This is a genomic window from Pseudomonas fluorescens, assembly GCF_902498195.1.
Lineage (GTDB): Bacteria > Pseudomonadota > Gammaproteobacteria > Pseudomonadales > Pseudomonadaceae > Aquipseudomonas > Aquipseudomonas fluorescens_BU.
The window spans coordinates 332689-350730 of record NZ_CABVIY010000004.1 but is presented as its reverse complement, the minus strand read 5'-3'; the positions used below and the strand labels follow the sequence as shown (position 1 = coordinate 350730).

At 61.7% G+C, this 18042-nt stretch carries 16 protein-coding genes; 6 read left to right on the top strand and 10 right to left on the bottom strand.

Annotated features, from left to right (window positions below):
* Nucleotides 1–33: 33 nt before the first annotated feature.
* Nucleotides 34–972, bottom strand: a complete 939-nt coding sequence (rbsK, locus tag F8N66_RS16820) for a ribokinase (RefSeq protein ID WP_150771246.1) — start codon at nt 970–972, stop codon at nt 34–36.
* An 857-nt stretch (nt 973–1829) separates the two neighbouring features.
* On the opposite strand from rbsK, the gene F8N66_RS16810 reads away from it, so the two are divergent.
* The gene (locus tag F8N66_RS16810) at nt 1830–2783 is read left to right on the top strand and encodes an alpha/beta hydrolase (protein ID WP_150771244.1); all 954 of its coding nucleotides are present in this window, start codon (nt 1830–1832) and stop codon (nt 2781–2783) included.
* Between the two features lie 3 nt (nt 2784–2786).
* On the opposite strand, the gene F8N66_RS16805 is transcribed toward F8N66_RS16810, so the two are convergent.
* The 3 genes from F8N66_RS16805 to F8N66_RS16795 form a co-directional block, all read right to left on the bottom strand.
* The gene (locus F8N66_RS16805; protein WP_150771243.1) at nt 2787–4601 is read right to left on the bottom strand and encodes an ABC transporter ATP-binding protein; all 1815 of its coding nucleotides are present in this window, start codon (nt 4599–4601) and stop codon (nt 2787–2789) included.
* Between the two features lie 353 nt (nt 4602–4954).
* Nucleotides 4955–6082: a hypothetical protein gene (locus F8N66_RS16800; RefSeq protein ID WP_150771242.1), complete on the bottom strand. Its 1128-nt coding sequence runs from the start codon at nt 6080–6082 to the stop codon at nt 4955–4957.
* Between the two features lie 111 nt (nt 6083–6193).
* On the bottom strand, nt 6194–7201 hold the full coding sequence (locus tag F8N66_RS16795; protein ID WP_150771241.1) for an AraC family transcriptional regulator: 1008 nt from the start codon (nt 7199–7201) through the stop codon (nt 6194–6196).
* Nucleotides 7202–7366: 165 nt separating this feature from the next.
* Here F8N66_RS16795 and F8N66_RS16790 point away from each other — a divergent pair, with 165 nt between their 5' ends.
* From F8N66_RS16790 to F8N66_RS16775, 4 genes are all read left to right on the top strand, one after another.
* Nucleotides 7367–8218 (top strand): 3-hydroxybutyryl-CoA dehydrogenase, encoded by an 852-nt coding sequence (locus tag F8N66_RS16790; protein ID WP_150771240.1) that lies wholly within the window; start codon nt 7367–7369, stop codon nt 8216–8218.
* Nucleotides 8205–8864, top strand: a complete 660-nt coding sequence (locus F8N66_RS16785) for a TetR/AcrR family transcriptional regulator (RefSeq protein ID WP_150771239.1) — start codon at nt 8205–8207, stop codon at nt 8862–8864. The genes F8N66_RS16790 and F8N66_RS16785 overlap by 14 nt, the downstream gene beginning before the upstream one ends.
* A gap of 90 nt (nt 8865–8954) precedes the next feature.
* Nucleotides 8955–9368 (top strand): VOC family protein, encoded by a 414-nt coding sequence (locus tag F8N66_RS16780; RefSeq protein ID WP_150771238.1) that lies wholly within the window; start codon nt 8955–8957, stop codon nt 9366–9368.
* Between the two features lie 185 nt (nt 9369–9553).
* Nucleotides 9554–9976 carry a hypothetical protein gene (locus F8N66_RS16775; RefSeq protein WP_150771237.1) on the top strand — a complete coding sequence of 141 codons (423 nt, stop codon included), beginning with the start codon at nt 9554–9556 and terminating at the stop codon, nt 9974–9976.
* Nucleotides 9977–10519: 543 nt separating this feature from the next.
* Here the strand turns inward: F8N66_RS16775 and F8N66_RS16760 are convergent.
* The 5 genes from F8N66_RS16760 to F8N66_RS16740 all read right to left on the bottom strand — a co-directional run bounded on the left by F8N66_RS16760 (nt 10520) and on the right by F8N66_RS16740 (nt 14272).
* Nucleotides 10520–10921 carry an ExbD/TolR family protein gene (locus F8N66_RS16760; protein WP_019578566.1) on the bottom strand — a complete coding sequence of 134 codons (402 nt, stop codon included), beginning with the start codon at nt 10919–10921 and terminating at the stop codon, nt 10520–10522.
* A 1-nt stretch (nt 10922) separates the two neighbouring features.
* Nucleotides 10923–11648, bottom strand: coding sequence for a MotA/TolQ/ExbB proton channel family protein (locus tag F8N66_RS16755; RefSeq protein WP_150771235.1), 726 nt, complete (start codon nt 11646–11648; stop codon nt 10923–10925).
* 88 nt (nt 11649–11736) lie between these two features.
* Nucleotides 11737–12543: an energy transducer TonB gene (locus tag F8N66_RS16750; RefSeq protein WP_150771234.1), complete on the bottom strand. Its 807-nt coding sequence runs from the start codon at nt 12541–12543 to the stop codon at nt 11737–11739.
* A 57-nt stretch (nt 12544–12600) separates the two neighbouring features.
* Entirely contained in the window at nt 12601–13386 is a 786-nt protein-coding gene (locus F8N66_RS16745; protein WP_150771233.1) for an ABC transporter ATP-binding protein, read from the bottom strand.
* A gap of 1 nt (nt 13387) precedes the next feature.
* A complete protein-coding gene (locus F8N66_RS16740; protein WP_150771232.1) occupies nt 13388–14272 on the bottom strand; it encodes an ABC transporter permease in 885 nt (294 codons plus the stop codon).
* 384 nt (nt 14273–14656) lie between these two features.
* On the opposite strand from F8N66_RS16740, the gene F8N66_RS16735 reads away from it, so the two are divergent.
* A complete protein-coding gene (locus tag F8N66_RS16735) occupies nt 14657–15745 on the top strand; it encodes an LLM class flavin-dependent oxidoreductase (protein ID WP_150771231.1) in 1089 nt (362 codons plus the stop codon).
* Between the two features lie 1457 nt (nt 15746–17202).
* On the opposite strand, the gene F8N66_RS16720 is transcribed toward F8N66_RS16735, so the two are convergent.
* Nucleotides 17203–17997, bottom strand: coding sequence for a class II aldolase/adducin family protein (locus F8N66_RS16720; RefSeq protein ID WP_150771230.1), 795 nt, complete (start codon nt 17995–17997; stop codon nt 17203–17205).
* Between the last annotated feature and the right edge of the window lie 45 nt (nt 17998–18042).

Sequence of the window (18042 nt, the reverse complement as noted above, 5' to 3'; positions counted from 1 at the left end):
CGAGTCAGGTGTGGGAAAGGTGCTGCGGTGGGATCAGTCCGACGCCTGGGCATCGAAGCTGCGCTGGAATTGCGCAAAGGTGGAAGCGTCCGGGTAGGAGGTCTGGGTGCCCAGGCCCGTGACCGAGCAGGCGGAGTACGCCACGGCCTGGGTCATGGCGGCACGGATATCGCGGTCGCGGCTCCAGTGCTGGACGAAGCAGCCGATGAACGCATCCCCTGCCCCCGTGGTATCGCGCGCGGCGACACGCAGGCCGGGAATCCGGAACTCGCCCTCTTCGCCGACATACAACGCACCCTGCTGGCCGAGGGTGACGATCACATGGCGAATGCCGCTGGCCACCAGGGTCCGCGCCGCCCTGGCGGCGGATTCCGGCGAGTCCACGGCCTGGCCGGTGATCAGCGCCAGTTCCGACTCGTTGGGCACCAGGAAATCCAGTTGCGCCAGGTGTTCACGACTGAGACCCGACAGGGCCGGTGCCGGGTTGAGCAGCACCGGGATCTTGTGCTCGCGACCGAACTCGATGGCGTGGTAGACGGTGTCGACATTGATTTCGAGCTGCAGCACGATCAGCGAACACGCGCGTAGCGCTTGGGCGGCGGCGTCGATATCGGCCGGGACGAGGTGAGCGTTGGCACCTTTGACGATCAGGATGCTGTTGTGGGAATCGGCCTGGACGAAAATCGGCGCCACGCCGCTGGACACGCCGGGGACGCGCTGCACATGGCGGGTGTCGATGCCAAAGCGCTGGAAGTTGGCCAGGGTGTTGTCGGCGAACATGTCATCGCCGACCTTGGTCAGCATCAGCACATCGGCCCCGAGCTTGGCTGCCGCCACGGCCTGATTGGCACCCTTGCCGCCGCAACCGAGGGCAAAGCCCGGCGCTTCCAGGGTTTCGCCCTGGGCCGGCATGCGGTCGATGTAGGTGATCAGGTCCACCATGTTGCTGCCAATGACTGCGATCTTGCTCATTGCTATTCCACCTTGATCCGGCTGACCGGGCGATCTTGTTTTGTTATTTAAATAACATTTTATGTGATTATTCAATCTTTTTTATTCTGCGTGACGGGCTGGCGGGACGAGCGGACTGGCGCTGCGTAACGCCAAACCCTTGTGGGAGCGAGCCTGCTCGCGAAAAACACCCGGACTCCGCGCTCATCCAGACAGGGCGCGTAATCGTTTACGACCATCGCGAGCAGGGCTCGCTTACAGGGGGGGAATGCGTTCGGCGTCAGCAAAGCGAGGCGGCCTGATAGACGACCTGCTTTCCCGGATTTACGCGCCCCCTGTAGGAGCGAGCCTGCTCGCGAAAAACACCCGGACATCGCGATCATCCAGACAGCCCGCGTCATCGTTGGCGTCCATCGCGAGCAGGGCTCGCTCCTACAGGGGGGAATGCGTTCGGCGTCAGCAAAGCGACGATGCTATTACAAGCTAGAGCAGCGCTTTATGAGGATGCCAGGAAAGCTAATCCGAGCCGCTGGAGCACCCGGACACGCAACTAGAAACTGGCTGATGCGGTGTATTTAAACCCAGAGCGCCCTGATGTTAAGGGCTCAACTGGCTAACAGCGGTTGGAGCAAGGCGACAGGTACGTTGACACGCACCGGCTTGTAAAAAAAGTGAGTCGCCGTAAGGGCGAAACCATAAGTGGCCGTTACCGCAGCAATGGATATGTACACCCTCAAAACATAATCCACCTGACAGTAAGCCTTCGCGAGCAAGCCCGCTCCCACAGGAGTACGCAAGAACGACTGTCGAAATTATTCCCGCCCCCGCCACGCATCTGTTAAAACGCGAACTTCATGCCCGTGCCCATGGACCACCCGATGCCCGCTCCCCTTTTCACCCGTCTGCGCCGACGCTGGCTGCCGCTGTTGTGCATGGCCGCGCTGGTCGTCGGCCTGCCGGCAGGTTGCGGCGCGCTCAAGTACAAGGAGCGCGAGCTGCTGTTCCGTATCGAGCCGGGCACCGCGGGCTGGTATCGCGGCTTGCCGCAGGACGTCCAGGAATTCGACATCCGGCCGGCCGGCTTCAAGGCCGGGCAAAACCTGCATGCCTGGTGGTGGCCGGCCGCGCGGCGCGATGCGCCGTCGATCCTCTACCTGCACGGTGTGCGCTGGAACCTCACCGGCCAGGCGTTCCGCATCGAGCAATTGCGCGCCATGGGCTATTCGGTGCTGGCCATCGACTACCGCGGGTTTGGCCAGAGCAAAGGCGATCTGCCGTCGGAAGCCAGCGTTTACGAAGACGCCCGGGTCGCCTGGGAGCGCTTCACGACGATGCAACCGGACCCCGGCAAACGCTTGATCTACGGCCATTCCCTCGGTGGTGCGGTGGCGATCGACCTTGCGGCCGACCTGGCCGCGCAGGCGAAAAAGGCGCAGGTCGCCGTGCCCGTGCGCGGGCTGGTGATCGAGTCCACCTTCACTTCGCTGGGCGATGCGGTGGCGGAAGTGGCCGGCAACAACCTGCCCGTCAACTGGCTGCCGGTGCGTTGGCTGCTGTCGCAGAAGTTCGATTCCATCGACAAGATCGTCGACATCGACATGCCCCTGCTGGTGGTCCATGGCCAGGCCGACGCCTTCATGCCCCCGCGCTTCAGCCAGCAATTGTTCAATGCCGCCAATGAGCCCAAGCGCCTGTTGCTGGTGCCCGGTGGCACCCATAACAATTCGATGAGCCTGGGGGGCAGCCAGTACCGTCAGGCCATCGACAATCTGATGAAGGCCAAGCCGCAGATCGCCGGCCCGACGGGCTCACGGAGCGCGCAGGATTCCTGAGGGTTATCGATAACCCCGGGCCTGCAAGTCGAACAGTTGCGCATAACGCCCGCCCGCCGCCACCAGGCTGTCGTGATCGCCGCGTTCAAGGATCGCGCCCTGATCGAGCACGATGATGTGATCGGCGTTGCGCACACTGGAAAAGCGGTGGGAAATCAGCAGGGTCATGCGGTCCCGGGTGTGCTGGCTGAAATGCTCGAACACCGCCGCTTCCGCCGCCGGGTCGAGTGCTGAAGTCGGCTCGTCCAGGATCAGGATGTCGGCGTCGCGACGCATGTAGGCACGGGACAACGCGATCTTCTGCCACTGCCCGCCGGACAGTTCCTGCCCACCGGCAAACCAGCGTCCCAGTTGCGTCGCATACCCGCGATCCAGGCGTTCGATGAAAGGCGCCGCCATGCCTTCGGCGGCCGCCTCGTGCCAGCGCTGTTCGTCGCTGAACGCCAGGGTGTCGCCCACGCCGATGTTCTCGCCGACGGAGAACTGGTAGCGGATGTAATCCTGGAAAATCACCCCGATGCGTCGACGCAACGCGTTCTCTTCCCAGGCCTGCAAGTCGCTGCCGTCCAGCAGGATGCGTCCCTGGTCGGGACGGTACAGGCGGGTCAGCAACTTGATCAGGGTGGTCTTGCCCGAACCATTCTCCCCCACCAGCGCCACGCTATGCCCCGGCACCAGGTGCAGATCGATGCCGTGCAGTGCAGCACGACTGGCGCCCGGATAACGGAAGCCGACGTTCTCGAATCGCAAACCGTCGCCCGGCACCGCGCCCTCGATGAGATGCCCGGTATCGACCACCACGGGCTCGGCCAGGTACTCATAGAGGGCGGACAGGTAGAGACCATCTTCGTACAGGCCACTGATGGCGCTGAGGCTGCTGCTCACGGCCGTCTGCCCCTGCTTGAACAGCACCAGGTACATGGTCATCTGGCCGAGGCTGATGTGGCCGTGGACCGCATCGACCACCACCCAGGCATAGGCCAGGTAAAAGGCCGCGGTGCCCAGCAGCCCGAGGACGAATCCCCAGCCATCGCGGCGCAGGGTCAGCCGTCGGTCCTCGGCATACAGGCGAGCGAACGTCTCGCGATAGCGCTGCAACAACAAAGGCGCAAAGCCGAACAGCTTGACCTCCTTGATATAGGCCTCGTGGGACAGCAGCGTCTCGACGTAGGTTTGCTGCCGGGTCTCCGGTGCGCGGCGGGTGAACAAGCGAAAGGCATCGCCGGAAAAATGCGCCTCGGCAAAAAATACCGGCAGCGCGCCGACCACCAGCAGCACCAGCGCCCACGGCGAAAAATGCACCAGCAGCACCGCAAAACTGATCAGCACGATCAGGTTCTGGATCAGCCCCAGCGACTTCATCACCAACGCCAGCGGCCGGGTTGAGGCCTCGCGCCGTACCCGCACCAGCTTGTCGTAGAACTCGGAATTCTCGAACTGCACCAGCGACAGCGTCTGGGCCTTCTCCAGAATCATCGTGTTGACCTTCTGCCCCAGCTGCACGCGCAACAGCGACTGCTGGACCGACAGCGCACGCTGGCTGGCGGACAGCAACGCCAGCACCCCCGCCTCCAGCAACACATAACGCACCACCGGCCACAACGGCGCACTGCCCTGCTGCGCATGCAACTGCATGGCGAACACCACGGCATCGACAATCCGCTGCCCCAGCCACGCCGCCAGCGCCGGCAGCATCCCGGCGACCAGAGTGGCCAGTACCAGGCCGAGGAACAACCCGCGCGACGTGCCCCAGACCAGCAGCAAGGCGCGGCGGGATTGGTCGAGTAGGGAGGAGAAGCGGTTAATTGCCGCAGGCATAGAGTGATGGGCTCGGCGAAGAATGGACGATGATGAGCCATGGTACTTCAGCCGGGCTTCGGCCGTGTTTGCAAGCTTCGCCTTCTTTAACGCCCATGCTGTTGAGGGCTGCAGGCGCATACTTGAATTGGATCAGGTGCATAGCCGTTTCTGCGGTGACGGCCGCTTAAGGTTTCGCCCTTACGGCGAGTCACCTGTAGGAGCGAGCCTGCTCGCGAATAAAGTCCAGACAACGCGGTCATTCAGACAGCATGCACTATCGTTGAAGTCCATCGCGAACAAGCTTGCTGATACAGGGGATTGGTGGCATCGGCCAAAGTCAGGTCAGCCGTCAAGCCGCCTCTATTTTGGTTTTAGCCAGACAGGTTTTGCGCAGCAGCTTGCCTGGCTGTTTTGCTGTCGATCGGGCATGCGTCAACCCCGTTCACGCTGGCGCGCGGTACAAATCGAACCCCTTTGGCATCTGTTTTCCAGGGACGTACTAAGTAGGTTCCGTCTGCCTCGGCCAGGACCCTCAGCGGGCGACTGAATCCAGGCCTGTCAGGGTCGAGGATCGCTTCGAGTCCTACGCTCTGCTGGTCAACACTCATGATCGTGCAATTGCGTGCACCGGAGGACGATAACTGCAACGCGAATCCGCCCAGTTTGGCGCCCGACGCGGGATGCAGGCCCAATGCAACGACCACAGCCATCACGGCGATTGCCAGGAATGCGGCCGGATGATCGTGTCCTTGCATTTTCACCACGAACAACGCACCAAGCAGCTGGATCATTCCCAAAAAAAACAATTCGGCCGGCACTAAAAGCAATAGCCACCAGAGACTGCTGACGTAACGTCCAGCAATGTCTATTGCCACAATCGTGACGTTCAGAATCACGACTATCTGCACAAACGCAGACATCAGACAGACCATACGAAACTCGGTAGATACCGGTCCTTCGACGCGGAGCGTCATGAGTCGGTCATAGGCGAAAAACGTCAGCCCGGCACCTAATACTGCGGCCGCCGTCCACCACAGGTTACTGGTGACTTGTGAGCCAACAACGCTGAATACCGTGCAAAAAATCCCGAGAATCAACAAGCCGCCAACCCAGCGCCCCAAAAGCCGGCGATGGCGTGCATTCTGTTCCGGGCTGCGCTGCTCGAAACTGAAGTCATCACTGAGACGTTTATCGGAAGCATTCAGTCGATGAAACAGCACGAAGATCGGCAGGAGAATAAACGCCACCAACACCGAAATGATGATCACGAGGATTGCCGACATCGCCGGCAGCGCAGTCAGGAACGCCGAGGACGTAATACTCAGCGGTATCTTTTCCTCAAGGATGTACTGGTACAAATACAAACCCGCAGTGACCAGAATGCCAACGGTCAATGGCCAGGCACGCTCGTTAAGCCACAACAGACTGTTGCTCAGTTGGGCATATCGGTTGGGTGAGGAGCGTGTGGATGCGGTTTCGATGCTTTCAAACTCGGTCACGTCAGCGAGCTCCAGTTCTTCCGTTAAATGGCGTTGCGACTTTACAACCTGCCACTGCGCGGAACATCAAACCGGGAAAAAATCAGTCAGATCTGACAGACCTTTCAACGGCTAGCCCTGAAACCGCGCCCGATACCGCCCCGGACTCTCCCCCGTCCACTTCTTGAAGGCCCGATGAAACGCACTCGGTTCCTGAAAGCCCAGGTGTTCGGCGATGTCGCTGATGCTGGCCCGGCTCTGGCGTAATTGCTCGAAGGCCACGGCGCGGCGGACTTCGTCCTTGATCTCCTGATAGGAACAGCCTTCGCGCTCCAGCTTGCGGCGGAAGGTGCTGGGGCTCAGGTGCTGTTCGAGGGCGAAGGCCTGCAGGGTTGGCCAGTCGCTGTAGTGGCTGTTGCGCAGGCGTTGATGCACTTGCGACGCCAGGCCGTGCTGGTTGCGGAAGCGGATCACCAGCCATTGCGGCGCCGTGCGCAAAAACACTTTCAGCGACGCCAGGTCCTGAACCACCGGCAGGCGCAGGTAGTGACTGGCGAACTCGATCTCGGTGCGTTCGGAGCCGAAGGTCAGGTTCGGCCCCCACAGCAAGGGGTCGTCACTGAGGGACACCCGCTTGTGGCGAAAGTCCGCGCGGTCGATGGGAATGCGCCGCCCGCCCAGCCAGCACAACAGGCTGATCATCAGCACCAGAAAGGTCTCTTCGCCGAAACGGCTGACGTCATCGTGCGTGCAATGGTTGTCCAGGCTGATGACCGCCCGTTTGCCGCGCACGGTGAGCGTGCCGCGAAAGTCGCGCAGGAACAGGGCGAAATTGGCCAGGCACTGACGCATGGCTTTGTGCAGGTCAGGCTCCTGGATCAAGGCACGGCAAATCAGCGCGAAAGCGCCCGGGGGCATGCCATGGGAATCGAGCCCGAAGAACTCGTCATTCAGCTCACGAATCTGAATCAGCCACAGGGCCGCAAAAGCATTGGCCGGCACCCTCGCGGTGGGCTGCCGCACCAGCGCCGGGTCGATACCGGCCTGTTCCAGTACTGCCTGCACCCGCTGCGGGTCGTCCCCCAGCCCGTGGATCATTGCCTGCACGAAGTAGGCGGCCACCGAGTCCTTTTCCCGCATCTGAACGTAACGCTCCCCACAGTTGAGATGGCAAAAAACATCAGTGCCGTTGAACAGTTTCGGCATAGGACAACCGCCCTGCCGACTCTAGACTCGCGGCAATAGTACGCCTTCGGCCGTCATCGCGGCCAAGGTATCGCAGGGGTTTGAACGAAGGACGGCAAGATGAATCTGCAAAACATTGGCGTGATCGGCGCCGGCACCATGGGCAACGGTATTGCGCAAGTCTGCGCCCTGGCCGGTTTCAACGTGACCTTGCTCGACATCAGCGAGAGCGCATTGCAAAAAGCGCTCGCGACGGTCGGCAAGAACCTCGACCGGCAGATCGCCAAGGACACTCTGACCCAGGAACAAAAACTCGCCGCCCTCGACAAAATCCGCACCAGCACCGACTACAGCAGCCTGCACGACGCGCAACTGGTGATCGAAGCCGCCACCGAAAACCTCGAACTGAAACTGCGGGTATTGCAGCAGATCGCGGCCCAGGTCGGCACCGACTGCGTGATCGCCTCCAACACCTCGTCGCTGTCGATCACCCAGCTCGCCGCCAGCGTCAGCCAGCCTGAACGTTTCATCGGCCTGCACTTCTTCAACCCGGTGCCGATGATGGGCCTGATCGAAGTCATCCGCGGCCTGCAAACCAGCGACGCCACCCACGCCCTGGCGCTGGACATGGCGACCGCGCTGGGCAAGACCGCGATCACCGCCGGCAACCGTCCGGGGTTTGTGGTCAACCGGATCCTGGTGCCGATGATCAACGAAGCGATCCTGGTGTTTCAGGAGGGCCTGGCCAGCGCCGAAGACATCGACGCCGGCATGCGCCTGGGCTGCAACCAGCCGATCGGGCCGCTGGCCCTGGCGGACCTGATCGGCCTGGACACCTTGCTGGCCATCATTGAAGCCTTCTACGAAGGTTTCAACGACAGCAAATACCGCCCGGCGCCGCTGCTCAAGGAGATGGTCGCCGCCGGCTACCTGGGACGCAAATCGGGGCGCGGCTTCCATGCCTATGCCTGAGCGTTGCTCACGTTTCGCCGAGTACCGGGACAAGGTGCTGGAGTTGTTCGCCAGCAAGGGTTTCGGTCAGGTCGGCATGCGTGAGCTCGCCACGTGCCTGGGGCTATCCCCAGGCTCGCTGTATCACCATTACCCGAGCAAACAGCACTTGCTGCTCGACCTGATCGAGGAGTTCTACGAAGAGCTGTTGGCCACCCTGGGTCGTATCGAACAAAAGGCCCCGGCCAAACGCGAACGGCTCAACCACCTGATCCGCGCGCACCTGAACCTGCACCGTGACATGCCGTGGCATTTTCGGCTGGTGGAGCGCGACAGCGGTTGCCTGAATGAAGAGCAGCAGGTTCGGGTCCAACACTGGCGCGAGCAGTACGAACGTCGCTTGCTGGTCATGCTTGTCGCCCGTTCGCGCCTCACCGAGCCGGGCCTGCTGGCCGCCGGTCATGCCATTGCCGCACTGCTCAATAATGCACCCAGCTGGCTGGCGTCCCATTCGCTGGACGAGCGCGAGCAAGACGAACTGCTGGAAAACATGCTCAGCGGCGCCATCGAACGCGTCCTCGCGCCACGCCGCGTGGTCGAGGCCATAAGCCTGGCCCGGCCTATCGAGAAAACGTCTAAAAAAACCCAGGCGGCCCCGCCGATCTGACGCTTTGCTTGCCCAGTCGATGTCATCGGAATTCGCCCCACAACCCGGCGTCCAATCCGATGTATCCCTTCAATGACCGGGAGCCGGACCATGAAAATCAACCCCTACCTTATCTTCAACGGCGACTGCAAAGCCGCGTTCACCTTCTATGCCGACAGCCTCGATGGCCAGATCGAGGCGATGATGACCTACGGCGAAACACCCGCGGGCGATCACGTCCCCAAAGACCTGCACAACCTGATCATCCACACGCGCCTGGTGGTAGGCGACCAGGCGATCATGGGCTCGGACACCACACCCGATCGCCCCACCGAAGAAATGAACGGCTGCTCGATTTCGCTGAATGTCGACAGCATTGCCCAAGCGCAGCGGGTGTTCACCGCACTGTCCGCCGGCGGCAATGTGCAGATGCCGCTGGAGACCACCTTCTGGGCCGCCCGCTTCGGCATGCTGGTCGATCGCTTTGGCGTGTCGTGGATGGTCAACTGCGAAAAGGATCAATGACACAAAAGCGGCAGGAGCGAGCCTGCTCGCGATGGACGTTAACGATGACGCGGGCATTCTGAATGCCCGTGTCGCGCCCAGAGTCATCGCGAGCGAGTTCGCTCCTGCATGGCAACTCCCCGGCCGTCTGCTACCGTCAATATGCCATCTCCCCGTCGCAGCGGACTGTCCGGAGGAAACCCGCCATGCCTGCGTCCTGGTCTACCCGTTTCAAACTGTCGCTACTGGCGGGCGGGCTCACCGCCACCCTCCTCGCGCTGAGCGGCTGCGCCACCGTCGATGCCCAGACCACCGCCTACGTCGGCGTCGAGCATCCCGCGCCGACACTGCCCAGCGAAGTCGTGGTGCTGCGTTCCGAACCCCTGCGCCCGCACATTCGCCTGGGTGAAGTGCTGATCGACGCCAGCGTCGACCCCGCGCCTCCGATTGCCGAGGTCGAACAAAAATTGCGCGAGGAATCCGCCAAGCTGGGTGGCGATGCCGTGGTGGTGGTCTTTGACCATATCGGCAGAGTGGGCACCTACGTCAACGGGCCGCTTTGGGCGCGTGACGCGAGAGCCATTGAGGGTCGCAAGCTCAAGGGGATTGTGATCAAGTATCGGTCGTAGCGGGCGATGTCTGGATTTGGATTGGGTGTACATATCCATTTCTGCGGTAACGGCCTCTAATGGTTCCGCTTTTACAGCGGGTTACTTGGAAGAGCGCCAAGTAACCAAGCGCTCTTGCCCCACCACTCGGTGCCTCGCTTAGGCTCGGCATGCCCGAACGAAGGCATTGCTCCGTGGGTCGCCGCGATGGGCCATCCCTGGCCCAGCGCGGCTAAACCGGCGTCCTGCCGGTTTCCCCACTGCGCAATGCCTGCGTTCGGCCAGCGTGGTTTAACGGGGCACCCAGATCAAAATCAAAAGCCGAAGCGAGGCGGCGTTCAAGCCGACCTGATTTTGGCTGGTGCCCCGATCCCCTGTAGGAGCGAGCCCTGCTCGCGATGGAGATCAACGATAACGCTGGCTGTCTGAATGAACGCGGTGTCTGGGCGTTTTTCGCGAGCAGGGCTCGCTCCTACAGGGGGATCGCGTACATCCGGGAAAGCAGGTCGGCTATCAGGCTGCCTCGCTTTGGCTTTTCGCGGGGTACTCCCCCTCAGATCCCCCCTACTTCGCCGTAATCACCGACAACTTGGTAATCCCCGCCCGCTCGATAGACGCCATCGCCCGCGCCACCTCGCCATAATTCACCCCGTTGTCAGCCTGCAACTGTACCCGCACATCCGGGTTTTTCGCCTTGGCCGCCTGCAGGTTGAACTCCAGCAAATCGGCCTGGATTTCATCCTTGTTGATGAACACCTTGCCCTTGTCGTCGATGCTCACCACCAGCGGATCCTTCTGTTCCACCGGCGCGACCGATTCGGTCTTGGGCAGGTTGATCGGGATGGCGTTGGTCAGCAGCGGCGCGGTGACGATGAACACCACCAGCAGCACCAGCATCACGTCCACCAGCGGCGTGACGTTGATTTCGCTCAGCACTTCATCGCTGTCTTGTGTGGAGAAGGCCATATCAGGACGCCTCCTTGACTTTCTGCCCGGCGACGCTGGCGCCGGACTTGCTCAGCACCGGATGCAGCAGCACGCGGAACGAATGTTTCTGCGCCAGGCTGTAGAAGTCGTGAGCGAAGTCGTCGAGGTCGGCGGCGGTCAGTTTCAGACGACGCAGGAAGTAGTTGTAGACCAGCACCGCCGGCACGGCGACGGCGATCCCGACACCTGTCGCAACCAGTGCCGCGCCGATCGGCCCGGCCACGGTTTCCAGGCTCGCCGAGCCCGCCGCGCTGATGCCTTTCAACGCCGACATGATGCCCCAGACGGTGCCGAACAGCCCGATAAAGGGCGAGGTGCTGCCGATACTGGCGAGGATCGCCAGGCCGGTTTCCAGTGAACGACGCTCACGCACGATCTGCTGGCGCAGGGCGCGTTCGAGGCGATCCTGGTGGTTGATCGACTGGCTCAGGTCCGTGGCTTGCGCACCCTCCAGGACCTGGATTGCCGCGTATCCGGCCAATGCCACGCGGGCTGCCGCGCCAGGCTGGTTGTGGGCAAGTTCGGCGGCCGAATCGAGACTGGAAGCGGCCCAGAATTGCTTGTGGAATTTGCGGTCCTGGTTCTTCAGCCGGGTGAACTGCACGCCCTTGAGCAACGCCAGGCCCCAGGTCGCGACGGAAAAAAGGATCAACAGCCAGATGACGGCGTGTTCGATGGATTCGAAGGGGGATGCAATCAGGTTCATGGTCAGGCTCTCCAGCAAGGCATTGGATCGGTTGTAGCGATGCGCCTTGTGTCAGGTAGCCCGCGTCGTGTTTCGATAGGTTTGAGAACTACTTGATCTTGAAGTCGATCGGCACGCTGACCCAGCCGTCCTGGGCGACATCGCCCTGCTTGGCCGGGACAAAACTCCAGCGCTTGACCGCCGCCAGCGCCGCGTCGTCGAGTTGATCGCGACCGCTGCTTTTCTGGATCTGGATTTCACCGGGCTTGCCGCTGGCCAACACATGCACCCGCAACAACACCGTGCCTTCCCAGCCGCGACGCATTGCCAGCGACGGGTATTCCGGCGCCGGGTTCTTCAGGTAACCGGCGCTGGCGGAGGCCGGTGTCACCGGTTTCGGCGCCGGCGGTGCGGGTGGCGCCGGGGCCGCGACCGGTTGTGGCGGCGCGGGCGGGGCCGGTGGTTGCTCCACCGGTTTGGCCACGGGCTTGGGCACCGGCTTGACCACGGGCTTGGGTTTTGGAATCGGTTTGGGCGGCGGTGGCTTCACGGCCAACTCGTCCTCCACCGGGGGTGGCGGTTCGACCACCGGCTGCGGTATCGGCTCGGGCGGTGGCGGCTGCACCACCGGGGGTGCCGGCTGTGAAAACTCGATGGTCATCGGCGGAATCTCCGGCGGCACCACCGGCAGTTGCGGCGGCGGTGCCTGGTTGACCCAGACAATCACCGCGCCATGCAGCACCAGTGCAAACACCCCCAGCAATACCACTTCGCGTCGACTCAGCACACGCTTGGGCGTGCTGTGCAATCGCGACAGCGCCAGGGGTTCGCGGAAGACCCGGCCAAGATCGAGCAACTCGCCGCCCGGGTGTCGAAACACCTCCAAGGCATGGGTGGCGCTCTGGACATTGCCCATTGATAGACTCCTGTACATCTTCAGATAGAACACCGCGCCCAAGGATTGGCAACAGCATCAGCCATGGGCGAAACGCCGGACCGTACCGTTGGCTGCGAGGCGTTCGGCGACCGCCGCGGGTTCCACTTCAACCCCCAGCAAATTCAACAGGCGCGCACGAATGGCCTGAAAACCTGCCTGCCCGGTGTCCCGGGCCCGCGGCAGATCAATGATGACTTGTTCGGCAATCTTGCCGTTTTCCAGCACGATGACCCGATCGGCCAACAGGATCGCTTCGTCCACGTCATGGGTGACCAGCAGCACGGCGGGCGTGTGCTTGCGCCACAACTCGATGATCAGCCGATGCATGCGAATCCGGGTCAGGGCATCCAGTGCGGCGAAGGGTTCGTCCAGCAATAACAGCTTGGGTTCGCGCACCAGGCCACGGGCCAGTGCCACGCGTTGCGCTTCGCCGCCGGAGAGCGTGGCCGGGTAGGCGTCGAGCCGATGGGCCAGCCCCACTTCGGTGAGGGCCTGCACCGCGCGCGCCTTGGCGTGCGGAATGCGCAGGCCGAGGATCACGTTTTTCCAGGCTCGCTTCCAGGGCATCAGGCGAGGCTCCTGGAACACCGCCGCCCGCGCCTTCGGCACCCGCAACTGGCCGCTGTCGATGCTGTCCAGGCCGGCCAGGCTGCGCAGCAAGGTGGTCTTGCCCGAACCGCTGGCCCCCAGCAAGGCGACAAACTCACCCGGCGCGATGTCCAGGTCCAGGCCATCGATGACCCGCTGCTGGCCGAACTGGCGCACCACATTGCGCAGTTGCACCGGCGCCACCGATGCGTCCAAAAGATCGATGCTCGACATATCAGTTCCTCACGAAAGTTGGGCGCCAGGCCAGGGCGAAACGCTCCAGCGTGCGGATCAGTCCATCGATCAGCAGGCCGAGGACGCTGTAGATCAGCAGGCAGATCACAATCACGTCGGTGCGCATGAAGTCCCGCGCATCACTGGCCAGGAAGCCGATGCCGGCGGTGGTGTTGATCTGCTCGACGAACACCAGTGCCAGCCAGGAAATCCCCAGGGAGTAGCGCAAGCCGACAAAGAAGGAGGGCAAGGAGCCCGGCAGGATCACGTGCCAGATCAGCTCGCGACGACTCAGGCCCAGGGTGTTGGCGGCCTCGATCAACTTGGGGTCGATGTTGCGGATCCCGGCGAACAGGTTCAGGTACACCGGGAAGGTCGTGCCGGTGACGATCAGCGCAATTTTGGTGAATTCGCCAATGCCGAACCAGAGGATGAACAGGGGCACCAGCGCCAGCGAAGGAATGGTGCGCAGCATTTGCAGCGGCGAATCGAGGATTACCTCGCCGCGCTTCGACAGCCCACTGATCAGCGCCGCGATCACTCCGATACTGACACCGATGCTCAAGCCCACCAGCGCCCGCTGCAACGACACCAGCAAGTGCTTGCCCAGTTCACCGGAAACGATCATGGCCCAGAGGGTGCCGCCGATCTGCGAAGGCGCCGCGATCACCCGTTGCGGAATCAGGCCCGCTTGAGACGCCAGCTCCCACAGCAGCAACAACGCGATCGGGCTGAGCAACCGCAGCAACACCTCGGGTGTGCGCCAGTTGCGCAGCCACTGCGGGATGAGCCGCGACGCACCCTGCAACTCGCCCGGGTGACGGGCAGCCTTATTGACGGAAAACGAGCTGCCGGGGCTCTGTGCATCCAGGGTCTTTTCAGTCATCAGGCGTCCTTCCTATAAAGAACATGGCGAGAGGGGCCATGGGGTCAGCTTCGGTTTTCATGCTATTCGCATAAAAAACCTCCGTGAAATTCTTTTTAGGAATAACCTAATATGATTAGAAGATTAGATATCAGATCATCCTGATAAATTATTTGCATAATACAAGCGTGATGCCGGTCATGCCGCAGCCCATTGGGATGAGGCGGATGAAAATGCAGTTACTTGATATCAATAAGCACACATCATTCTGTTTTTTTATAATTAACTTAGAACCAAACGGCATTTCACAGCCCGCCCCCGCTGCGCCTATTTTTGATGCCACAGACCGACCCCAATGCCAGGTGGAGGCTTGAATCGCGCCTATTCAACGACAAGGAACTCCCCATGAGTATTGAATTCATCGGCTACATCGGCGGCCACCATGCTTCGGAAATCCACCCTCGCAGCGGTCCCGTGCTGCAGCCCGACTATGTGGAAAAAGTCGCTCGCGCCCATGACGAAGCCGGGTTTGACCGGGCCCTGGTGGCCTTCCACTCCAACAGCCCGGACAGCACCCTGATTGCCTCGCACGCGGCCAGCGTGACCAAGCATCTCAAGTTCCTGATTGCCCACCGACCGGGCTTTGCCGCGCCGACCCTGGCCGCGCGACAGTTCACCACCCTCGACGTATTCAATGGCGGACGCACCGCCGTGCACATCATCACCGGTGGCGATGATCGCGAATTGCGCGCCGACGGCAGCTACATCGGCAAAGACGAGCGTTATGCCCGCACCGATGAATACCTCGACGTGCTGCGCCAGGAATGGACCAGCGAAAAACCCTTCGACTATGAAGGCCAGTACTACCAGTTCGAGGGCGCACACTCGGCGGTGAAGTCACCGCAGCAGCCGCACATCCCGCTGTATTTCGGCGGTTCGTCGACCGCAGCCATCGAAGTGGCCGGCAAGCATGCGGACGTGTATGCCTTGTGGGGCGAAACCTATGAACAGGTCCGCGAAGTGGTGAAACAGGTGCGCGCCGAAGCGGCCAGACATGGTCGCAGCATTCGCTTCAGCCTGTCGTTGCGGCCGATTCTGGCGGACACCGAAGCCCAGGCCTGGGAACGCGCCGAGCGCATCCTGGAACAGGCCACCGCACTGGCCGAACAGAACGGTTTCGTACGCCGCGAACCGCCGAACGAAGGCTCGCGTCGCCTGCTTGCCGCGGCCGCCCAGGGTTCGCGCCTGGACAAACGCCTGTGGACTGGCATCGCCGGCCTGCTGGGCGCACAAGGCAACTCGACCTCGCTGGTGGGCACGCCGGAACAAGTGGCCGAGGCGCTGCTCGATTACTACGACCTGGGCATCACCACCTTCCTGATCCGAGGCTTCGATCCGCTCAACGACGCCATCGACTACGGCAAACGGCTGATCCCGCTGACCCGCAAACTGGTGGCAGAGCGTGAGCGCCAGGCAGCGGAAAAAGTCGCCTGAAAACACTCCCTTGAACAAATGTGGGAGCGGGCTTGCTCGCGAAGACGGCAGCACATTCACCAACGATGGTGACTGACAGACCGCTTTCGCGAGCAAGCCCGCTCCCACATTTTTGGTCCGGGTGTTCTTGAGGGCTGTGCTCTAAAGCAATACGGGTGGGAGCGGGCTTGCTCGCGAAGACGGCAGTACATTCAACCTTGATGTGACTGACAGACCGCTTTCGCGAGCAGGCTCGCTCCCACATTTTTGGTCCGGGTGTTCTTGAGGTCTGTGCTCTAAAGCAATACGGGTGGGAGCGGGCTTGCTCGCGAAGACGGCAGTACATTCAACCTTAATGTGACTGACAGACCGCTTTCGCGAGCAGGCTCGCTCCCACATTTTTGGTCCGGGTGTTCTTGAGGGCTGTGCTCTAAAGCAATACGGGTGGGAGCGGGCTTGCTCGCGAAGACGGCAGTACATTCACCAACGATGGTGACTGACAGACCGCTTTCGCGAGCAAGCCCGCTCCCACATTTTGCCTCGCGGCGTTCCTGAATCATGTGTACGACACCTACCCCTGGAGGAGCGAGCCTGCTCGCGAAGACGGCAGCACATTCAACCTTGATGTGACTGACAGACCGCTTTCGCGAGCAGGCTCGCTCCCACATTTTGCCTCGCGGCGTTCCTGAATCATGTGTACGACACCTACCCCTGTAGGAGCGAGCCTGCTCGCGAAGACGGCAGCACATTCAACATTGATGTGACTGACAGACCGCTTTCGCGAGCAAGCCCGCTCCCACATTTTGCCTCGCGGCGTTCCTGAATCATGTGTACGACACCTACCCCTGTAGGAGCGAGCTTGCTCGCGAAGACGGCAGTACATTCAACCTTGATGTGACTGACAGACCGCTTTCGCGAGCAAGCCCGCTCCCACATTTTGCCTCGCGGCGTTCCTGAATCATGTGTACGACACCTACCCCTGTAGGAGCGAGCCTGCTCGCGAAGACGGCAGCACATTCAACATTGATGTGACTGACAGACCGCCTTCGCGAGCAAGCCCGCTCCCACATTTTGCCTCGCGGCGTTCCTGAATCATGTGTACGACACCTACCCCTGTAGGAGCGAGCCTGCTCGCGAAGACGGCAGCACATTCACCAACGATGGTGACTGACAGACCGCTTTCGCGAGCAAGCCCGCTCCCACATTTTGCCTCGCGGCGCTCCTGAATCATGTGTACGACACCTACCCCTGTGGGAGCGGGCTTGCTCGCGAAGACGGCAGTACATTCAACCTTGATGTGACTGACAGACCGCTTTCGCGAGCAAGCCCGCTCCCACATTTTCGGTCCGGGTGTTCTTGAGGGCTGTGCTCTAAAGCAATACGGGTGGGAGCGAGCCTGCTCGCGAAGACGGCAGTACATTCAACCTTGATGTAACTGACAGACCGCTTTCGCGAGCACGCCCGCTCCCACAGGGTGCTCAGTTCTTGTACTCGGTATCACTGCGCTCCAGTTGACGAATCAGCGCATTCCAGTGCCGCGCCACGCCCGGTCCGTCGCCGCTCTTGAACACCTCGGCCTGTTTCTCGACCTTGGCCACGACCTCGGCCGGCGGGAAGATCAGCTCGGCGTTGCCGGCGGCCTGGGCGGCGATCTGGATGTTGCAGGCCCGCTCCAGGCCGTGCAGTTGCTGGAAGGCATGTTCAACGCTGATGCCGGCCGTGAGCAAACCGTGGTTGCGCAGGATCAACACGCTCTTGTCGCCCAGGTCCGCCACCAGCCGTTCGCGCTCGTCGAGGTCCAGCGCCACGCCTTCGTAGCCGTGATAGGCCACGCGCCCGGAAAAACCGATGGAGTGCTGGGAAATCGGCAACAACCCGTCGCGCTGGGCGGACACCGCGATGCCGTCGCGGGTATGGGTGTGCAGCACCGCTTGCAGGTCGGGACGCGCACCGTGAATGGCGCTGTGGATCACATACCCGGCGTAGTTGATGCCCAGTCCGGTAGGGTCATCGACGATCGTGCCGTCGATGTCGACCTTGACCAGGTTGGAGGCGGTGATTTCGTCGAACAACAGACCGAAGGCATTGATCAGGAAATGCTCCTCCGGCCCCGGCACCCGGGCGGAAAAGTGCGTGTAGATGTGGTCGGTCCACTTGAACAGGGCCGCCAGCCGGTAGGCGGCGGCCAGTTTTACGCGCACTTCCCATTCTTCGGGCGTGACGCGCTGGCGAACATTTTTCGAGACACTGGATAGCGGACTGACGCTGCTCATGGCAAAACTTCCTGGATGGCCTTAAGGACTCCAGCAAGCCTATGG